The 18,035-nt window shown below is 53.2% G+C and carries 19 protein-coding genes and 1 tRNA gene; 8 read left to right on the plus strand and 12 right to left on the minus strand.

Going from position 1 to position 18,035, the window contains the following annotated elements:
• Positions 1–56 precede the first annotated feature (56 nt).
• Genes FYJ24_RS01205 through FYJ24_RS01220 form a run of 4 tightly spaced genes read right to left on the minus strand, consistent with a single transcriptional unit; the run spans position 57 to position 3,767 of the window.
• On the minus strand, positions 57–761 hold the full coding sequence (locus FYJ24_RS01205; protein WP_154542781.1) for an esterase/lipase family protein: 705 nt from the start codon (positions 759–761) through the stop codon (positions 57–59).
• On the minus strand, positions 743–1,765 hold the full coding sequence (locus tag FYJ24_RS01210) for an adenosine deaminase (protein WP_154542783.1): 1,023 nt from the start codon (positions 1,763–1,765) through the stop codon (positions 743–745). Before FYJ24_RS01210 ends, FYJ24_RS01205 begins: the two co-directional genes overlap by 19 nt.
• Before the next feature lie 8 nt (positions 1,766–1,773).
• Positions 1,774–2,553 carry an alpha/beta hydrolase gene (locus FYJ24_RS01215; protein WP_154542785.1) on the minus strand — a complete coding sequence of 260 codons (780 nt, stop codon included), beginning with the start codon at positions 2,551–2,553 and terminating at the stop codon, positions 1,774–1,776.
• A 23-nt stretch (positions 2,554–2,576) separates the two neighbouring features.
• Positions 2,577–3,767 carry a pyridoxal phosphate-dependent aminotransferase gene (locus FYJ24_RS01220; RefSeq protein ID WP_318656416.1) on the minus strand — a complete coding sequence of 397 codons (1,191 nt, stop codon included), beginning with the start codon at positions 3,765–3,767 and terminating at the stop codon, positions 2,577–2,579.
• A 105-nt stretch (positions 3,768–3,872) separates the two neighbouring features.
• Here FYJ24_RS01220 and FYJ24_RS01225 point away from each other — a divergent pair.
• From FYJ24_RS01225 to rplA, 5 genes are all read left to right on the plus strand, one after another.
• Positions 3,873–3,945: transfer RNA gene (locus tag FYJ24_RS01225), tRNA-Trp, on the plus strand.
• A gap of 45 nt (positions 3,946–3,990) precedes the next feature.
• Complete coding sequence (secE, locus tag FYJ24_RS01230) at positions 3,991–4,269, plus strand: preprotein translocase subunit SecE (protein ID WP_154542787.1); 279 nt, start codon at positions 3,991–3,993, stop codon at positions 4,267–4,269.
• A 61-nt stretch (positions 4,270–4,330) separates the two neighbouring features.
• On the plus strand, positions 4,331–5,095 hold the full coding sequence (nusG, locus tag FYJ24_RS01235; RefSeq protein ID WP_318656417.1) for a transcription termination/antitermination protein NusG: 765 nt from the start codon (positions 4,331–4,333) through the stop codon (positions 5,093–5,095).
• A gap of 168 nt (positions 5,096–5,263) precedes the next feature.
• Positions 5,264–5,695, plus strand: coding sequence for a 50S ribosomal protein L11 (gene rplK / locus FYJ24_RS01240; RefSeq protein WP_154542789.1), 432 nt, complete (start codon positions 5,264–5,266; stop codon positions 5,693–5,695).
• A 62-nt stretch (positions 5,696–5,757) separates the two neighbouring features.
• The gene (rplA, locus tag FYJ24_RS01245; protein WP_154542791.1) at positions 5,758–6,465 is read left to right on the plus strand and encodes a 50S ribosomal protein L1; all 708 of its coding nucleotides are present in this window, start codon (positions 5,758–5,760) and stop codon (positions 6,463–6,465) included.
• Positions 6,466–6,594: 129 nt separating this feature from the next.
• Here the strand turns inward: rplA and FYJ24_RS01250 are convergent, their stop codons facing one another.
• Positions 6,595–7,611 (minus strand): ABC transporter substrate-binding protein, encoded by a 1,017-nt coding sequence (locus FYJ24_RS01250; protein ID WP_154542792.1) that lies wholly within the window; start codon positions 7,609–7,611, stop codon positions 6,595–6,597.
• Between the two features lie 149 nt (positions 7,612–7,760).
• Between FYJ24_RS01250 and FYJ24_RS01255 the strand changes: the two genes are divergently transcribed.
• The gene (locus FYJ24_RS01255; protein ID WP_318656418.1) at positions 7,761–9,311 is read left to right on the plus strand and encodes an IS1634 family transposase; all 1,551 of its coding nucleotides are present in this window, start codon (positions 7,761–7,763) and stop codon (positions 9,309–9,311) included.
• Positions 9,312–9,381: 70 nt separating this feature from the next.
• On the opposite strand, the gene FYJ24_RS01260 is transcribed toward FYJ24_RS01255, so the two are convergent.
• From FYJ24_RS01260 to cycA, 5 genes are read right to left on the minus strand one after another with little or no spacing between them, the layout of a single operon-like run.
• Positions 9,382–10,938, minus strand: coding sequence for a BCCT family transporter (locus FYJ24_RS01260; RefSeq protein ID WP_154542794.1), 1,557 nt, complete (start codon positions 10,936–10,938; stop codon positions 9,382–9,384).
• 24 nt (positions 10,939–10,962) lie between these two features.
• Positions 10,963–11,538 carry an HdeD family acid-resistance protein gene (locus FYJ24_RS01265; RefSeq protein ID WP_154542796.1) on the minus strand — a complete coding sequence of 192 codons (576 nt, stop codon included), beginning with the start codon at positions 11,536–11,538 and terminating at the stop codon, positions 10,963–10,965.
• A gap of 30 nt (positions 11,539–11,568) precedes the next feature.
• Positions 11,569–12,255, minus strand: a complete 687-nt coding sequence (locus tag FYJ24_RS01270) for an alpha/beta hydrolase (protein WP_154542798.1) — start codon at positions 12,253–12,255, stop codon at positions 11,569–11,571.
• Positions 12,252–13,832, minus strand: a complete 1,581-nt coding sequence (locus tag FYJ24_RS01275) for an aspartate:alanine exchanger family transporter (protein WP_318656419.1) — start codon at positions 13,830–13,832, stop codon at positions 12,252–12,254. The genes FYJ24_RS01270 and FYJ24_RS01275 overlap by 4 nt, the downstream gene beginning before the upstream one ends.
• On the minus strand, positions 13,829–15,217 hold the full coding sequence (gene cycA, locus FYJ24_RS01280; RefSeq protein WP_318656420.1) for a D-serine/D-alanine/glycine transporter: 1,389 nt from the start codon (positions 15,215–15,217) through the stop codon (positions 13,829–13,831). The genes FYJ24_RS01275 and cycA overlap by 4 nt, the downstream gene beginning before the upstream one ends.
• 279 nt (positions 15,218–15,496) lie before the next feature.
• Between cycA and rplJ the strand changes: the two genes are divergently transcribed.
• Both rplJ and rplL read left to right on the plus strand, forming a co-directional pair.
• Positions 15,497–16,021 carry a 50S ribosomal protein L10 gene (rplJ, locus tag FYJ24_RS01285; protein ID WP_154542940.1) on the plus strand — a complete coding sequence of 175 codons (525 nt, stop codon included), beginning with the start codon at positions 15,497–15,499 and terminating at the stop codon, positions 16,019–16,021.
• Positions 16,022–16,082: 61 nt separating this feature from the next.
• Positions 16,083–16,469: a 50S ribosomal protein L7/L12 gene (rplL, locus tag FYJ24_RS01290; RefSeq protein WP_154542800.1), complete on the plus strand. Its 387-nt coding sequence runs from the start codon at positions 16,083–16,085 to the stop codon at positions 16,467–16,469.
• Positions 16,470–16,610: 141 nt separating this feature from the next.
• Here rplL and FYJ24_RS01295 read toward each other — a convergent pair whose 3' ends face one another.
• Positions 16,611–17,495, minus strand: a complete 885-nt coding sequence (locus FYJ24_RS01295; protein WP_154542802.1) for an aldose epimerase family protein — start codon at positions 17,493–17,495, stop codon at positions 16,611–16,613.
• 5 nt (positions 17,496–17,500) lie between these two features.
• The gene (locus tag FYJ24_RS01300; protein WP_318656438.1) at positions 17,501–18,019 is read right to left on the minus strand and encodes a mannitol dehydrogenase family protein; all 519 of its coding nucleotides are present in this window, start codon (positions 18,017–18,019) and stop codon (positions 17,501–17,503) included.
• Between the last annotated feature and the right edge of the window lie 16 nt (positions 18,020–18,035).

An 18,035-nucleotide genomic window follows, 5' to 3' on the forward strand; every position in this document is an offset into this window, starting at 1 on the left:
CAAAAACCCTGGGGGAAATAGCTAATCCCTGCCCCTATAGAATACTTGGTTTAGTTTTATGACTCTGTAATGTGCGCAGGGGGTGGCCATTGTTCTCGTATGTGTGCCGCGTACCGGCATATGGTTTGCGCAACAATGGGAGAACTCAGAAGTGCATTGTGTCCCACAACAGGAACCGTACAATATGCTCCGAACCTATGATGTCCTGCGTGGGGAACATCTTGATCCCACTGCGCTTCGATGAGAACCGTCCTTCCGCTTGAGACGGGTTCTCTTCCCACCTCAACTAACGATTCATTGTCGGGACTCAAATCGCTCATCCCAGAGGCGCGCGGCATCAGACGGGCCAGGGGTGAGCCACTAAAGGGGGTGCCAACTGCAATTAGTCCACGGATGCTTCCGGGGCGAAGGATCATGGCCTGTTTAGCTACTAGGCCGCCCTTCGAATGTGCTACTACCAGGGGACAGTAATCTAATTCTTCCAATAGCCGGTTCGCCAGCTCTGGCAAAGAACCAAGTTCTAAGTCGAGCTGCGGGGCAAAATGAACGTCCCATCCTTTCTGGTGTAGTGCTTCTGCCCAGACAATAAGTGAACTCCATCTTTCCCACACACCCGGCAGTAACAGTATGGGTTCGCCTCCAGGAGAACGCCAAGCAGTGGGTTCAACGCGGTTTGCGCCAATTTGGCGAGCTGAAAAGCTTAGGCGTTGCCATCCTCCCAGTGACCAGTCGCCCAGAGCGGCTACTGCTTTGCTAACCATTCTTCGACTCCCGCCCTCCACAACCGTTTCTTCGATTCTGATGCTAGCGAGGCGTCAATGCTTCCGCGAGCTAGAACCGCCAATTCTTGTGTGGTGAAACCATGGTCGTTCTTAGCTATCTGGTACTGGTCAACGAGGCGGGAATGGAAAAGGAGGGGATCGTCCGCTCCCAGTGCGATAGTCGCACCAGAGTCCAGCAAAGTCCGCAATGGTACGTCACTTCGCGAAGGATAGACCCCGAGGCTGACATTAGAAGTGGGACACACCTCGAAAGCAATGTCTTCTTCGACAAGCCGCTGAAGCAGTACGGGATCCTCTGAGACACGGACTCCGTGGCCAAGTCTTTTTGGGCCCAGGTGTCCGACGACTTGGCGGATGGAATCAGGGCCTAAAAGCTCTCCTCCGTGAGGTACCGCAGCAAGACCTGCTTGTTTTGCGATGCGGAATGCAGCTGAAAACTCTGAGGTTTCTCCTACTCGTTCATCATTGGATAAACCAAATCCCACGACTTCACCAGGTCCGTCGCCAGCATACTGTGCCGCCAAACGTGCCAGTGTTCGCGCATCAAGGGGGTGCCTGGTTCGTGAAGCAGCAACGATGACAGCTACCTCGACTCCGGTTGCCTTTGAGGCCTCCTTAGCCTCGTCAAGAATGATCTCTAAAGCAGGAGTCAAGCCACCAACCCACGGTGCGTACGAGGTGGGGTCGACCTGCATTTCCAGACGTACAGAGCCTTCGGCCGCATCGTCTTCGGCTGCTTCGCGAACGATGCGACGCATGACTGTTTCTGACCTCACCAGGGTACGGGCCGCGTCGTATGAGCGCTGGAATCTGAACCACCCACGTGCGTCCGCTGGGACGGTAAGAGGATCTTGTTCCAAGAGGTGTGCGGGTAGACGCGTACCTTGCTCTAGTGCCAAGGCTCGCATAGTTTCAGGGCGCATCGCGCCAGTAAAGTGCAGGTGCAAGTGGGTCTTGGGTAACGACGCCAATCCCTTTTTCATGTCACCATCTACCACTGTTGATACCAGTCCACCAGTTCTTCAATGATTTCTTTACGGTCGATCTCATTGAGCAATTCGTGATAGGCGCCTTCAACGATGCGTAGCTGAGCCTTCCCTCCTGAACGTTCTACGAACGCGCGGGACCCAGCCACATCCGCAAGTACATCCTCGCTTCCATGCAGGATGAGAGTGGGGCGCGTCAAAAGAGCAGCATTCTCTATAGTGAATGCGCCTTGTCGCGCCATGGTGGCAGCGGTTCGAAGTGGAACGCGTCCGTCAAAGACTAGGGGATCAGTTCCGTAGAGAGATGCCTTTTCAGTATCGTGGGTCAGAAGTGACTCATCGACCTTCACGGTGGGAAGCCAGGGGAGGAGCCGCGACACGGCCGCGGCAGCCTTAATGACAGGCAGAGGGAGTGCCGGCTTTGGCTGAACAGCTGGACCAGTCACTGCTACCGACGAAATTCGATGTGGGTCGAGTAACGCGGATGCCAAAGTAATGAGGCCTCCCATTGAATGGCCGAAAAGATGAGTTTTTTCGGTACGCGTGACGAATGCTAGCGCTCTGCGTGCTTCAAGGTGTTCCCCGATGAGAGCACCTACGTCAACGTTGCCGCGTTTTCCTTCAGCAGTTCCGTGTCCGTGGAAATCGAAGGTCCACACATCGAAAGCGGACGATGTTAGGGCATCGATAAACTCACTGTACCTGCCAGAATGTTCGCCGAAGCCATGTGCTAGAAGTACTGATGCGCGTGGCTGTTCTGATGTGAAATGGTGAGAGAGTTCCATGGGCGCTATTGTCCCACACCGCGTCAACTCAGGAGGTTTTGAAGGCGTGTGAGTCCCTCGACAATGTCTTCATCTGAGAGCGCGTAGGACAGCCGCAGGTATCCAGGAGTTCCAAAGGCCTCCCCGGGCACCACGGCGACGAGGGCTTGATCCAAGAAGATTTCAGCTAACTCTGCGGAGGTCCTGGGTACGACACCGCCGATCTCGCGTCCCAACACTCCAGTGATCCTCGGGAAAACATAAAAAGCCCCTTCTGGTACGGGAACTTCAAAGCCTGGGATTTGTCGCAGCATGTCCACAATGAGCTTGCGACGACGATCGAAAGCCTCACGCATGTCAACTACGGCATTCTGCGGGCCTGTAAGTGCTTCTAACGCTGCCCTTTGCGCGATGTTGTTGACGTTCGATGTTGAGTGTGACTGAAGTGAGGTGGCAGCCTTGATGATATCTGTGGGCCCAACCATCCATCCCACGCGCCATCCTGTCATTGCATAAGTCTTCGCAACGCCGTTAAGGACGATTGTTTGATTTGCAAGTTCTGGGACTGCTTCAAGGATGGGAGTGGCCTGCTGATCGTCGTACACCAATGCTTCGTATATCTCGTCGGTAATAACCCAGATTCCGTGCTCAAGTGCCCAGGATCCAATTGCGCGAGTCTCTTCAAGTGTGTACACCGAGCCTGTCGGGTTAGAAGGAGAACAGAATATAAGGGCAATAGTGCGCTCAGTGCGTACTGCTTCTAACTGATCAACTGTGACTTTGTAGCCATTGTCGAAGCGGCCTTCGACGGGCACAGTTGTCCCCCCGGCCAGCTGAATGGTCTCGGGATAGGTGGTCCAATATGGCGAAGGCAACAGTACTTCGTCGCCTGGGTTCACTACTGCGGCGCACGCTTGAAATACTGCCTGTTTTCCACCGTTCGTGACTAAAACTTGAGAGGCATCCACCCCGCCAGTACGCTCCGCGATGGCTTGGCGTAGTGGAAGCAGCCCAGGAGTGGGCGAGTAGCGGTAGTTTGCAGGATCCTCTGTTGCTTGCAGAGCTGCATCAACGATATTACGGGGGGTCGGGAAATCAGGTTCGCCAGCGGCAAAGCCAATGACGGGCTTACCTTCGGCTTTGAGTGCTTTAGCTTTAGCATCGACTGCTAACGTGGCTGAGGGGGCGATGGCGGCGAGACGGGCAGATACGCGATGCAGAGGTTCTTTGTTCACGTCGCAATAGTCGCACAGCTCTCGAAAGTCGTCTAGTGGTGTCCTGGTAGTTGGACATGGGGCATATAAAACTACTAGACTCTTCCAAGGTTCTTATGGGCCAGTAGGGCAGTGGCGCAATTGGTAGCGCACCGGTCTCCAAAACCGGCGGTTGCGAGTTCGAGTCTCGCCTGCCCTGCGGTTGACGTATCGTAGGTTGTGAAGAGGCTATAAAGGAGGGGTTATGTCTGACGCGGCAGTCCCAGCAGCAGACCCCCAGAAGAAGGGGCGCCCGACTCGTAAGCGCGATGAAGTGCCCAGCGATGAAAAGATTGGTTTTTTCGCAAGGATCGTCAGGTTTGTCAGGGAGATTATTGCGGAAATGAAAAAAGTACGCTACCCCACAAAAGCGGAATTGTGGATGTATTTCTTAGTGGTCATAGTATTTGTGGCCATTCTCATGGCTTATACAGGACTGATTGACTTCGGCTCTGAAGCGCTCAGTGAGTTAGTATTTGGTTAGACATGAAAACCCGCCAGCAGAGATACTGCAGGCGGGTTTCTTGATAGACCAGGAGGAATACGTGGCTGATCTGGAAGAGTCGTGGGATATCACCTCGGATGATGTCGTAGACGTTGATGAGATTGAAGAGCCTGCGATCGTTGAAGAAGAATTAACTGAACAACAGGATGTGCCGGTTGAGTCTGAGGAACAACCACAAGCGATAGCTGAGACTAGTGAGGACCTGATTCAGGCTCTCAAAGATGAGCTGATGAGTGTGCCTGGCGATTGGTATGTTCTCCATACCTACTCTGGTCACGAAAGAAAAGTGAAAGCTAATCTGGAGCAACGAATTCTCAACTACGACATGGAGAATCGTATTTTCCGTGTCGAGGTTCCTATGGAAGAGGTCTGGGAGGTTAAGAACACTGTACGTAAGAAGGTACAACGTGTTCGGATGCCTGGATATGCATTGGTTTGTATGGATTTGGACGAGGCGTCTTGGCGAGTTGTCAAGGAAACTCCTGCCGTGACCGGATTTGTTGGCGACCAATACGACCCACTGCCCATTACTGTCGATGAAGTCGTCGACATGCTTGCTCCTGGAATGATTGCAGCCGAGGTTTCAGAGGGAACGGCTCCTGCAGCAGAGATCAAGACTCCGATTGTGTCTGATTTTGAGGTTGGCGAGGTTGTCACTGTCATTGATGGCCCATTTGATGGCATGAGCGCTTCGATCGCGGAAATCATGACTGAAACACAAAAGCTTAAGGTCTTGGTGACGATCTTCGAACGTGAAACCCCTATGGAGTTGGGATTCAACCAAGTTCGCAAGAACGAAGCCTAGATAGATTATTTACTGGTGCGTGATATGCCCCACGGGATTACCTAACTGGCCCTGTAGCGCACTAGAATCGAGATTTGTGTGCACAGCTGCGCTGTGCGCGCCAAAAGTTGTTGGACTCTTGTTCAATAATGCTAGTTCAATGAAATAGTTGAAGAAGGACCCGAAATAATGGCACCGAAGAAGAAGGTAACTGGGCTCATCAAGCTCCAGATTCCTGCCGGCCAGGCAAATCCTGCTCCGCCAGTTGGCCCAGCTTTAGGTCAGCACGGCGTGAACATCATGGAGTTCTGCAAGGCCTACAATGCTGCGACTGAGTCTCAGCGCGGAAATATTATCCCTGTAGAGATCACCGTCTATGAAGATCGTTCATTCGACTTCATTACAAAGACTCCCCCTGCAGCTGAACTTATTAAGAAAGCTGCCGGCGTCGCTAAAGGCTCGTCAACTCCTCATACGGATAAAGTTGCGAAGCTCAGCTCAGCTCAGGTCAAGGAGATCGCAGAGACAAAGCTCCAGGACCTCAATGCTAATGATGTTGAAGCAGCTATGAAGATTATTGCCGGTACCGCCCGTTCCATGGGCATCACCGTCGAAGACTGACCATACCCAAACCGTGGTAGGGACGCGCAGCCCGCACACCACGACTGCCAAGGAGAAGCAGAATGGCAAAGCGCTCTAAGAAATACCGCGCCGCGGAAGAGAAAATTGTTTCCGGCGTGCTCTACACACCTCTCGAAGCAATGAAACTGGCTATCGAGACATCCGTGACTTCATTTCCCTCAACAGTTGAGGGTGTCTTCCGCCTGGGTGTAGACCCGCGTAAGGCTGATCAAATGGTTCGCGGCACTGTTACCTTGCCTAACGGCACCGGCAAGACCGCTCGGGTCCTGGTCTTTGCTCAAGGTGACAAGGCACAGCAAGCGATCGATGCAGGTGCGGATGAAGTCGGTGGCGACGAGCTGATTGAAAAAGTTGCTGGCGGATACACCGATTTTGATGTAGCCGTTGCTACACCCGACATGATGGGCAAAGTAGGACGCCTGGGCCGTGTGCTCGGCCCTCGTGGACTTATGCCTAACCCCAAGACCGGTACAGTGACCATGGATGTGGCCAAAGCGATCAACGATATTAAAGGTGGTCGTATTGAGTTCCGTGTCGACAAGCACGGAAATGTTCCTTTCATCCTGGGGAAGACCTCTTTCACACCCGAACAGCTCACAGAGAACTATGCCGCGGTTCTGGATGAGATTCTGCGCCTGAAGCCCACTTCGGCAAAGGGACGTTATCTCTTGAAAGCTACAGTGGCAACAACCATGGGACCTGGAATTCCAGTAGATACCTCGAAGACAAAAGATCTTTTAGAAGGCTAACAACCTAGAGATATTGCTTCGTGAAATAACTGAAAACGTAACCGTGTGGGGCATGTCGGATAATTTCTCCGACATGCCCCACACGGTGTTTAAGAGAAAAGCAGATAAGACTTTTCGATTGTGCCTGGTCTACTCGTAGATAACAGCTTTGATTTCATCGGTGTCGATGTTGTCTTTGGTGTACCAGAAGAAGCCTGTGTCGATAGTCTTTGGAAGTTCCTTACCTTCGATTGCCTCCACAGCAGCTTTCACCGTCTCGTATCCCATTCCAACTGGGTTTTGAGTGATGGCCCCGTACATAAGTCCATTGCGAATCGCATCGATCTGGGCCTTGCCAGAGTCGAATCCTACGACGATCAGTTCTCCATCGGAGATTCCTGTTTCCTTGACGCCCTGGACGACTCCAATTGCAGAGCCTTCATTGGAACCGTAGATTCCTTTCAAATCCGGATGAGCAGCAAGAATCGCCTTCGTAAGGTCAGCAGATTTTGCCTGATCGCCACCCCCGTACTGAATATCGACAATCTCGATCTTAGGTTCGTTCTGTTCCATGTAGTCCTTGAAGCCATAGCGGCGATCCTGACCGGTCACGGAGGTTTGATCATGGACAACCATTGCTACTTTGCCTTCGTGATTTATCCCTTCGGCCATCTGCTTGGCGGCTTCTGCGGCCGCGGCCTTGTTGTCCGTTGAGGCCGTGGTGACCGGTATCTCGGAATCGACACCAGAATCGAATGCAATAATGGGAATACCAGCTGCTTCAGCTTGCTGTAACAGGGGCGTTGCAGCCTGGGAATCAAGAGCTGCGAACCCTATCGCCTGTGGGTTTTTGTCCAGAGCAGTCTGAAGCTGCTGTATTTGCTGGTCAACGTCAGCCTCAGAATCGGGTCCTTCAAAAGTCACTGTGACTCCGAATTCTTCTGCCGCCTGGTCGGCCCCAGTCTTTACCGCCTGCCAGAACTGATGCTGGAATCCTTTGGAAACGATAGCGACATAAGGTTTGTCGCCAGTAGTGTCGGTGGTTGCGCCGTCAGAGCCAGAGACGGCATCTCCCGAGGTGGAACTGGAACCTCCTCCGCAGCCAGCGAGGGCGAGAGCGGCAACTTCCACACCAGTAGCGAGGGCTGATAGTCGTAACTTCTTCATTACTACTCCTTTATATTCTTTTATTTTCTGGTCAAGGCCTGACTTGCACAGGTGGCGTACTTTTTGATGGTTTTCGATTTTGTTTTGCCTGTTCATTGGTGGTTTGTTGGTGGGGTTTGGGTCACTAATGTGGTGGGTAGAATGGGTGGGTGGCCCCATTTTTGCGGAAGGTGCAGACGGTGTCGGGAGCGACCGCGGTCCAAATCGTAGAGAAGGTCGGCCGACAGAATCGGGTGCTAGAGCATTTAGGGTCGGCTCACACCCCGGGGGAACTGGCTGTGTTGATGGAAGCGGGCCGCAGGAAACTACATGTGGGGCAGGGAGAGCTACCCCTTGGCCTGGACCGTGAGTCCTTGGTGGGGCAGGCAGTGGTGGAGCATTCCACGTCTCGCCTGCTGGTAGAAGTAATCCGCGGCGCGTGGGAGCATCTCGGTTTCGATCAGATTGATGATGAGGCGTTCTTCCAACTGGTCCTGGCTCGCCTTGTGGAACCAACCTTGATGACCGACAGCCGCAGGCTCATCAGCGAGTTAGGGCTCACTCCGGCGCATCGAAACACGTTCCACGCCGCCTTGAAACGCTGCGAGGGCAAGGATTACCGGGACCGGGTAGCGAAGGCCTGTTACACGTATGCAGTGAACACTGCGGGGATCTCGCTACTGCTCTACGACGTGACGACCTTGTATTTCGAGGCTGAAAAAGAAGACGATCTGCGGAAAGTGGGATATTCCAAAGAACGGCGGGTGGACCCCCAAGTCGTCGTGGGACTACTAGTGGACCGGGCGGGGTTTCCCCTGGAGATCCACTGCTTCGAGGGAAACAAGGCCGAAACGCAGACCATCATCCCGGTCGTGAAAGCTTTCCAGGAACGCCACAGTATTGCTGACATGGTCGTGGTAGCAGATGCGGGGATGCTTTCCGCTACTAACCTCGATGCACTAGAAGAAGCCGGTTTGCGGTTCATTGTTGGCTCCCGGATGACGAAGGCCCCTGAGGATTTAGCCTCTCATTTCCGGTGGCACGGAGACACAGCGGAAGACGGGGAAATAGTTGACACGGTCACCACGCGCCGTGGCAGGCCCGACCCAGAGAGAGTCAACCGTTTAGCAGAACCCACCTGGAATCCCGAAGAAGAAGCACACCAGGGTTTGTGGCGCACTGTGTGGCAACACCGAGTGAAACGGGCTGTGAGGGACCGGAAAACGTTGAACCTACAACGGAACAGGGCGCTATCCATCATTGAGGGCAACAAGACGGTCAAATCAGCGAGGTTCATCAAAACCCGTGGTGCTACCCGGAGCCTGGATGAAGCCTCCTGGGAGAGGGCCCTCAGCCTCGCGGGATGGAAAGGGTACGTCACGAATATCCCCAGGAGCATGATGAGTGCCGGGGAGGTCATTAGTTCCTACCACGAGCTATGGCACGTGGAGCAGTCTTTCCCGATGAGTAAGACTGACCTGAGAGCCCGGCCTATGTTTCACCACACCAAAGACGCTATCGAAGCCCACCTGACAATTGTGTTCACCTCCCTCGCGGTCAGTCGCTACCTGTACCAGACCACCGGGTATAGCCTGAAACGCCTGATCCAGGCCCTGAAACCCCTCCAAGACGTCACCATCAACCCGAACGGCCACACCATCACCGCCGCCCCAACCCTAAACGCCGACGCCCACAAAACCCTCAGCAACCTGGGTCACTAAACCTGTGCAAGTCAGGTGAGATTTGTGTCTATTTCGTTATGTTTCGAAAATAATTAAATAGTGGAGCTACCTAATCGGTGAGTGCTGCCACACGGGCATAAGACATCTCTTCTAGCTTTGTGTTTTCTTGTTTAAGGAGGCGATACAACCCGACCATCACGAAAATGAGAACAAAGGAGAAAGGAAGCCCAAGGATGACCGTTGCGCTTTGCAATGCTCCAATCCCCCCCACTACTAGCATCGCCAAAGTAAGACCCCCGGTCATGCATGCCCAAAATATTCGCAGACCCGAGCCTGCTTCGGCCTCATCATTGGGAAGGATCGACGTGAGGTTGGCCATGACAAGCGCTGCAGAGTCTGCTGATGTTACGTAGAAAAGTAGAGCGGTGATAGTTGCGATTCCTGCAAGAAAAGTAAAACCAGGATATTCCATGAGGAGAAGATAGAAACCGGTTGGCGGGTCCTGCATGGTTGCGACTCCAAAGTCCCGATTCCCACTGCGAACCAAATCAAGCGCAGAATTCCCGTAGATAGACACCCACATGACGATGTATCCAAACGGGATAACGAGAGAACCAAAGACGACTTGACGAAGCGTGCGTCCCCTCGAAATTCGGGCAACAAAAAGGCCTACAAAGGCTGCCCACGCAACCCACCAAGCCCAAAAGAAAAGAGTCCAATCTTGCATCCAGCTGCCAGTGTCCTCAAATGCGAAAGTCTGAAGAATCATGCCAGGGAAGAGCCTGAAGAAGTCTCCCACATTGAGGACTAGGCCTTCGAGCAAGAACTGAGTCTTACCTGTGATGACAATCCACAGTGTAAGGACTCCAGCGGCGATCACGTTGAGTTCAGAGAGCCTACGAATACCACGCTTTACGCCGCTTACAGCCGATAGTGTGGCCACCAGCACACCCAAGGCAATAATGATGAGTTGCACGGGAACTGAACGGGGAATCCCAAAGATAATTTCTAAACCGACATTGACCATCACAACACCGATTCCCAAAGTGGTGGCCACGCCAAAAATAGTTGCAAGAATGGCGGCAACATCAACGGTGTCACCAATGCGTCCATTGGCCCTCTCACCTAAGAGGGGGAAGAGTGCTGCGCGGACAACGAGAGGCCGGCCTAAACGATATGCCACAATTCCCAGCACCACGCCCATAAGGGCGTACATCGCCCATCCGACTATGCCGTAGTGGAACATTGTCCAGGCCGTCGCTTCTCGAGCGGCATCGACAGTTTCAGCTGGAGTGGAGGGTGGAGCCATGTATTGAGAAATAGGTTCGGCAACGGCAAAATACATGAGGTCGGTGCCAATTCCAACAGCAAAGAGCATTGCTGTCCACGTCAGCGGCTTAAACTCTGGAGTTGAATCATCTGGTCCAAGTTTGATGCGCCCATATTTGGAGCACGCAAGGAAGATCATGAAAAAGAGGATGGTGGCGCCAAGTGCAACGTAGAACCAGCCAAAGCTGTCAGCAATCCACGATGCGGCGGCTCCTAAGACTGACTGAACTGACGTAGGTGAGATGAGACCCCACAATGTGATGCTTAGGATGAGCACCGCAGACGGTATGAGGACACGCCAATTGACGCGTGGTGCAGGTGGGGCAGAAAGAGGCATTGCATACTCGAAATCAGTTAGACACTATTTATCGCGTGGCTGGACAAAAGCTCGATAAAAGCGAATGAGACCGAGAATCACCAGCGCAACTCCCAAATAGATTACCACGAAGGTATATCCCCACAGCGGCTGTATCAAGAGAACGACACCAGCCGTGATAGCGATAATGCCAAACACAAGACTCCATACGGTGTCTGAACGGGAGAAATATCCATAAAGAGAGAGCCCTCCATCTACAAGCCAAACCAGTCCGAGTGTGATAGCAAGAAGCCAGGTCACGATTTCTTTAAAATCACCAAAATTGGCCAGTGCAACGATTCCGGCCACAAGACAAGCTATTCCGATCGCTCCATAGCTGATGCGTCCCCATGCTTGCAACTGCTTGCTGATAAATGCCATGGTCACCGCAACTATGCCAGCAACTAATGCGTAGATCGCTAAAGCGATTGTGACAATCATGCCGGGAACACCGGGGTTAACTAAGAGAATGATGCCAATGATTACGCTTGCTAGGCCAATGATGCCCCAAGAGATTCGCATAGCATTGCGCCGTGATTCAACTACATCAATTTCAACTCTGGGTGGATTGGTATTTCTCATCTTCTCGCCCCTCGTATATTGGTGAAAGTGCTATTGTGACACCGTTTTGATAGCGATGGGCAGCCAATGTTTCCAAAACTGGAAATCATGTCCACCTGGTCCAGAATCGAAGACCACTTCGGGGTGAGCCTCTACGAACCGCAGATTCTGTTGAAAGAGGCGGTCCTCTGTCCCACAACAGGCAAAAAGGGGTATGCGAGGAGCGTTCCTGGCAACAAGATCGTCAGGGCTTCTAGGTGCATCTGGGTTCCCAAATCCCAATTGATACAGGTCTGGATGACGAGAGCGAAATGCCGCCTCGCTAATATCGAGTGTTCCAGAAAGAGAAAAGGCTCCGATGAAATCATCGGGATAGTCAAAGGCAGCTCGAAAAGCGCCGTATCCACCCATTGATAGTCCTCCGATAAGAGAACCGGGCTTCAAGTGTAGCTGGCGATGTAGCAGCTCGGGAAGTTCGGAACCAACCCAGCGTCCCCACGGCAGCCCCAACTCTTGATCAATCCAAAATGACCGTTGCCCATCGGGTAACGCGATAGTGAGATTGTATTGCCGCGCCAAACCGAGTAAATCTGCGCGGAACCACTGCATGTGGTTGCCGGTAAGTCCATGGAGAAGAATCAGCAGACGCGAATCGGTGCGATCCGAACTGACAATCGCCACGGAGGTGTCCATATCTAACGACTCAGAACGCAGCTGAGTCCACAATTGGGTGCTCATAGGCTCAGGCTAATCGTCCACAGCAGCGGAACCAAGAGAGTCTTAGCAATAATGGATGCAGCAAAAAGAGCAGCATATGCGGACTCGATTCGTTCGTCGCGAATTTGGGCATTTGCGGCCTGAAGTACGGCGGGCTGACCCAAAAATCCTGCAATACCGCCAGCAGTACGCTGTGCGGACAAGCCCCTCATTTTGCCCACGATCGCAAAAACTGTACAGCTAATTGTCACAATGAGGAAAGAAGAAAGAGCCGAACGCCAACCTAAATCTGATGTGAGAACCACAGCTACCGCGGGTCCAGCGCCTAGACCCAAAGCCGCCAAGAAAAAGAGTAGTCCTAGCTGACGAATCGTGAGATTAGCTGCGGTGGGCAGTACCCACACCAAAGGACCGGTGCGGCGAAGCGCTCCCAAAAGCATCCCCACAACAAGCGGCCCACCGGCAAAACCGAGACTGAAACTTTCGCCTCCAGGAAGAGGAAATGAAACGAGCCCCACAAGTAGACCAAGTGTGAGTCCCAGTCCGAACGCGAGAGCATCGACCTCAGCCACACGGTCCTGAGAATCACCGAGGTAGTCCTGTACCTCGCTCAGACGCTCACGTGGTACAACAACAGCCACATGATCTCCAAGCTGAAGGGGCAGATCTTCGCGGGCTAGGAGGTCGAGATCACCTCGTCGCACCCGAGTGATAAGGCCAGCAAAACGGTGGGGCAATCCCAACTCCGCAATCGTGCGCCCAGCAATAACCGGGTTAGAGATCGTCACTCTTTCAAAGCTCACATCCGAACGATCATCAGCTAGATGTTCCTTCTTTATCGCACCCAGCACCCGCGCAGCCTCTTCGACAGCCGGTGGTTCACCAACCACCACGACCTCATCATGAGAACGCAGGGGTTCACCCGGAGCCAAGACGCGCGTACGGCCATCGCGCCGAACGTATGAGAGACGCACGTGCCCCCTTGCCCATGCGTCGACATCGTGTGGGTCAATTTCTTCAGAGATTTCGACCGTTACTGCCCGCAGGCCTGCTCCGGCCAAGGAAGGTACATCGCGCTTCCCAGCCCAGTGACGACCGGCAGTGAGGGAAACAAAGACTATGCCAACGATGACGCCAATGGGATAGCCGAATGAATAGCCGACGGCAGCATCGGGGCTGCCTGTGACCTGGCTTGCTAGATCGAGAGCTGGTGCCGCCGTCAATGCGCCAGTGAATAGCCCCGTGGAAAGAGGTGCTGGAATGCCAAATGTCCAGCCTAAGAATGCTGTGAGAGGAACTGCCAACGCAGAAACAATCACTGCGGTAACAAGGAGAGACGCGTTAGCTCGTAGGCCCGAAAGAAAACTGGAACCAGCTGCAACGCCTACCGTGTAAACGAAAAGAGCTAGTCCCAGTTGTTGAATGAGAGTGACATCTCCTGAAAGTGCGGGCTCAACGGCAGACAGAACCAACCCCACGAAAAGAGCCCCAGCTGCACCAAAACGTACAGGGCCAACCCGAATGGCTCCGACGGCCGCGCCTAGTGCGACGACCAGGAAAAGCGTGAGAAGCGGATACTGAGCGAGTGCGGCAATCACGCTTCCACTCTACGTTTACGAGCCGAACGAACCCAGAGCACCACACCCAAAAGAACGAACCAGATAGGTGTGACGAGGAGAGCAGTGCGGGTATCGGTCTCAAGGAGGAGTACGACCAGCATTGTCGCAAAAAAAGCTAATACCACCCAGGACATGGCAATGCCTGCTGGCATCGGATAGACGGATTCAGAGTGTTTCTGCGGGTCGCGCTTGCGGTATCGCAGGTAGGCGATAGTGATAAGACTCCACACTACGATAAAGAGGACCGACGAAACTGTAGTCGCCAAAGTAAAGGCCTGTGTAACGGATGAACCTGCATAGAGGAGAATAATCCCGGGCAGCAGGCACGCAACAGAGAAAATGAGTGCGCGGGCGGGGATGCTACGTGATGAAAGCCGAGAAAATCCTTTTTGTGCGTGGCCCTCTAATGCGAGACCGTAAACCATCCGTGAAGTAGAAAAAATCCCGGAATTGGCTGAAGAAGCAGCTGCAGTAAGCACCACAAAGTTGATGATGCCAGCGGCTGCAGGAAGCCCAGCTAACGCAAACATTTGCACGAAGGGGGATGTCTCGGGGGAAACGTGACTCCACGGTGTCACCAACATGATGACGATGAGAGCTCCGACGTAGAAAAGGACAATACGCAGGGGTAGAGAGTTAATGGCCTTGGGAAGAGTCTTGACCGGATCTCGGGTCTCGGCAGCAGCAGTCCCGACCAGTTCGATTCCCACGAAAGCGAAAATTGCGATCTGGAAGCCAGCAAGGAACCCACTAAAACCGTTAGGGAACATGCCGCCATAGGAAAGAAGATTGGACCATGCAGCTTCGGTACCATCTGGTGCCCGAAAGTGGGTGGCAACCATAAAAAGTCCAACAAAGATCAATGCCACTATCGCAACGATCTTGACCATTGCGAACCAGAACTCCATTTCACCAAAAAGCTTGACTGCCACAAGGTTGAGTCCTAAGAGTAGGGCAATCGTGGCGATTGCAGGTACCCATGCGGGAACCGCAGGCCACCAGAACCGAACATAACCTGCGATAGCTACAACGTCGGCAATACCAGTGACAATCCAACAAAACCAATATGTCCACCCCGTTACAAACCCGGCGTTAGGGCCCAACATGTCGGCCACCGCGTCGCGAAAAGACTTGTAGTTGAGGTTTGAGAGTAGAAGTTCTCCCATTGCTCGCATGACAAAAAAGAGCATAAAACCAACGATTGCGTAGACCACAATCACTGAAGGACCTGCCAACGATATGCTCTTGCCGCTACCTAGGAACAATCCAGTACCAATTGCTCCACCGATGGAAATCAATTGCAGATGCCGGGATGAGAGAGCGCGTTTGAGGGTATTTTCCTCTGTTTTTTCTACTGTGGTCACGGGTTTAGAGTAGAACGGTCTAGGAATGCCGGTGAAAGCCGTGCGCCATGTGGTCTACGAGGTGGCCGGAGTCACGCAAATATTGCCTCATTGTGAAGTGGAAATCTGGTAGATTGGTCGCAGCCAAAGACCGCCGGTACTGTCTTGAGGATAATTGAGATAGTTGAAGAATCCAGCGCAGGTGTGAATCGAGAGACTTTTCCCGGTGTGCGCCTGCATGCCGGGTTTTTTGTTGGTGGGATTTGGTCCGATTTCGGAACTATTAGTCGGGAGGTGATTATGGCAAAGGCTGATAAAGAAGCAAAGATTAGCGAGCTCACTGACAAGTTCCGTGACTCCAGCGCTGTTCTGCTTACTGAGTATCGTGGCCTCAGCGTCGGTGAGATGAAAGATCTTCGTCGTGCACTGGGCTCCGATGTTAGCTACGCGGTAGTCAAGAACACCCTGGCAACGCTGGCAGCCAAGAAGGTCGGTTTTGATTTCCTCGAAGAGGATCTCAATGGCCCCACAGCTATCGCGTTTGTTGGTGGTGAACCGGTGGAGGCCGCGAAGGCACTCCGCGATTTTGCCAAGGCCAATCCGGCCCTGGTGATCAAGTCTGGCGCGATGGATGGACAGCTGCTCACCCAAGAGGGTGTTAAGCAACTTGCTGACCTTGAATCTCGCGAGGTGCTCTTGGCTAAGGCCGCGGGCGCTATGAAGGGCAAGATCTCTCAGGCAGCTTACGCATTTGCGGCGCTGCCCACGAAGGTTGCGCAGCTTTCCCAGGCCCTGGCAGACAAGCGCCAGGACGAAGCAGCCTGAGGTCCTCTCAGGCGCCAAAGATAATCGTCGAAGTAAAACTAGGTATTGAGAGGAAACGCTCATGGCGAAACTCACCAATGAAGAACTGCTGGCTCAGTTCGAAGAAATGACACTGCTGGAACTGTCGGAGTTCGTAAAGCTTTTCGAAGAGAAGTTTGACGTTACCGCTGCTGCTCCTGCCGCCGTTGCAGTTGCTGCTGCACCGGGCGGAGCAGATGCTCCTGCTGAGGACGAGAAGACAGAATTTGATGTCGTGCTCGATGCAGCTGGCGACAAGAAGATTGCCGTTATCAAGGCTGTTCGTGCTCTGACCGGTCTGGGACTGAAAGAGGCTAAGGCCCTGGTCGATGAGGCTCCCTCCACCGTACTTGAAGGTGCGAAGAAGGAAGACGCAGAGAAGGCCAAGGCTGATATCGAAGAGGCTGGCGGCTCCGTCACTCTGAAGTAGTCTTTAGGCGTATAACGCACAAAAGAGAAATGGTCCCGAGTCACAACTGTGGCTCGGGACCATTTTTGTTCCTGTCCCACCATTCCCACGGCCGGGGCGATGTGGGAGGTGCCGGGGCGGTATACAACCCCGGCTACAGTTTTATGACCCCGCACGTGGGGTGGGATGCACCTGTGCGCAGAGTGTCAGTGATGCTTCCTCTGAGGCTGAGAGGGTAACTGCATAGTCGCGGACCCGTGTGGCTTCGATGCAGATGAACTTCTGCCAATCATCATCGAGCATGTCGCTACTGGCGGCTGCGCCAGCTTTGCCCGGATTCCACGCTACTGCCTGAACTGACTCTGGCGAAGAAATAACTATATCTCTGTTATTTCCCCAATCGCGGAGGGTAATCGAACCAGCAAAAGGATAGAACCGATCAATGGTCTGGCCGGTTAGGGGCTCTAACGGTCCAGGGGGTACCGAAGAGTCGTCATCCGTCCTGTCAATGCCGCCTGAATCGAGTCCCCTCACGGTGAGGTCGCGGGCATCGACATTCCAATATGCGTGCAGCGCCATTTCGACGTCGATAGGTGAACTACCGGTATTTTTTACAGTGAGTGCAATGCGGAGTTCTTTCCCTAACGTAAAGAAAATCTTCTGGGACAAAGATTCTGCGTAAAGGCCACGATCTACGTTGTCTAGTGAAAATTCAACAGTCACTGCACCTTCGTCAGTTTGCCCCACCGACTCTAAAGACCATTGCAGGTTGCGAGCCCAGCCATGAAGGCCCTTGTCCGCCGGGCCAAACCAGGGGACAATCACCGGTATTCCGCCTCGAATAGGAATTCCTGTCTCCAAACGAGTTGCTTCACTGGTGAAGATCACTGGCTTTTGCCCTCGGGGAGTCCACTGGGCCAGGTGCGCTCCTTGCACGAACAGAAGGGCTTCTACGCCCGGAATGTCTATCGAGAGCGCTTTAAGGTCCCTTACTTTGGTAATACTCACTCCGTCAATGGCAGCATCCATCCAAGGAATATCTGTCATAGCTATCAGCCGTTCTCGTGATTGATGTCGCCGTCAGCCGTGAGCATGGTGGCGATAGCTTTTCGAATACCTAAACTTATAATGCACTGTACATTTTCAGCGGTGACATCAATGAGTTTTTTGGCATCTGCATCGGAGAGTTCACTAGCCAAGCCGAACTTGCTGATGACACCTTCAACCCAAACGGGAAGCTCGTCGGCCACAAAAGTTTGACGGATGAATTCAACCGCACCGGGTTCATCATGAGGCTGAAAGTCATGCGCAGCCTGACCGCTGTACAGTGCAAGCAGAGCCGCCAGAATAAAGGCCGTTTTTGGTGCTTCTTTTCCAGATTCCCAGCAATCTCGCAAAACTGGAAGATTCCGCGACTTCCACTTGGACAAGGAGTTCAGCTCGATATCAGCCAATCGGTGTTTTAGATAGGGATTGTCGAAACGCTCAAGGATTGACGTCGCAAACTGTCGAAGCGCTGCCTCATCTTCATCGATAGTTGGCAGGACCTCATCCGATACCATTGTCTCAATTGCTGGTCTGTGAGCG

It is taken from the genome of Scrofimicrobium canadense (assembly GCF_009696615.1).
In the GTDB taxonomy this organism is placed as follows: domain Bacteria; phylum Actinomycetota; class Actinomycetes; order Actinomycetales; family Actinomycetaceae; genus Scrofimicrobium; species Scrofimicrobium canadense.

What these genes read in the sequence shown, in the direction of transcription:
- FYJ24_RS01265 (WP_154542796.1), bottom strand. Translation starts at nt 11,538, where the DNA reads ATGAGAAATACCAATCCACCCAGAGTTGAAATTGATGTAGTTGAATCA.
- rplA (WP_154542791.1), top strand. Translation starts at nt 5,758, where the DNA reads ATGGCAAAGCGCTCTAAGAAATACCGCGCCGCGGAAGAGAAAATTGTT.
- FYJ24_RS01215 (WP_154542785.1), bottom strand. Translation starts at nt 2,553, where the DNA reads ATGGAACTCTCTCACCATTTCACATCAGAACAGCCACGCGCATCAGTA.
- rplJ (WP_154542940.1), top strand. Translation starts at nt 15,497, where the DNA reads ATGGCAAAGGCTGATAAAGAAGCAAAGATTAGCGAGCTCACTGACAAG.
- rplK (WP_154542789.1), top strand. Translation starts at nt 5,264, where the DNA reads ATGGCACCGAAGAAGAAGGTAACTGGGCTCATCAAGCTCCAGATTCCT.
- FYJ24_RS01250 (WP_154542792.1), bottom strand. Translation starts at nt 7,611, where the DNA reads ATGAAGAAGTTACGACTATCAGCCCTCGCTACTGGTGTGGAAGTTGCC.
- FYJ24_RS01210 (WP_154542783.1), bottom strand. Translation starts at nt 1,765, where the DNA reads ATGAAAAAGGGATTGGCGTCGTTACCCAAGACCCACTTGCACCTGCAC.
- FYJ24_RS01270 (WP_154542798.1), bottom strand. Translation starts at nt 12,255, where the DNA reads ATGAGCACCCAATTGTGGACTCAGCTGCGTTCTGAGTCGTTAGATATG.
- FYJ24_RS01205 (WP_154542781.1), bottom strand. Translation starts at nt 761, where the DNA reads ATGGTTAGCAAAGCAGTAGCCGCTCTGGGCGACTGGTCACTGGGAGGA.
- rplL (WP_154542800.1), top strand. Translation starts at nt 16,083, where the DNA reads ATGGCGAAACTCACCAATGAAGAACTGCTGGCTCAGTTCGAAGAAATG.
- FYJ24_RS01295 (WP_154542802.1), bottom strand. Translation starts at nt 17,495, where the DNA reads ATGACAGATATTCCTTGGATGGATGCTGCCATTGACGGAGTGAGTATT.
- FYJ24_RS01260 (WP_154542794.1), bottom strand. Translation starts at nt 10,938, where the DNA reads ATGCCTCTTTCTGCCCCACCTGCACCACGCGTCAATTGGCGTGTCCTC.
- secE (WP_154542787.1), top strand. Translation starts at nt 3,991, where the DNA reads ATGTCTGACGCGGCAGTCCCAGCAGCAGACCCCCAGAAGAAGGGGCGC.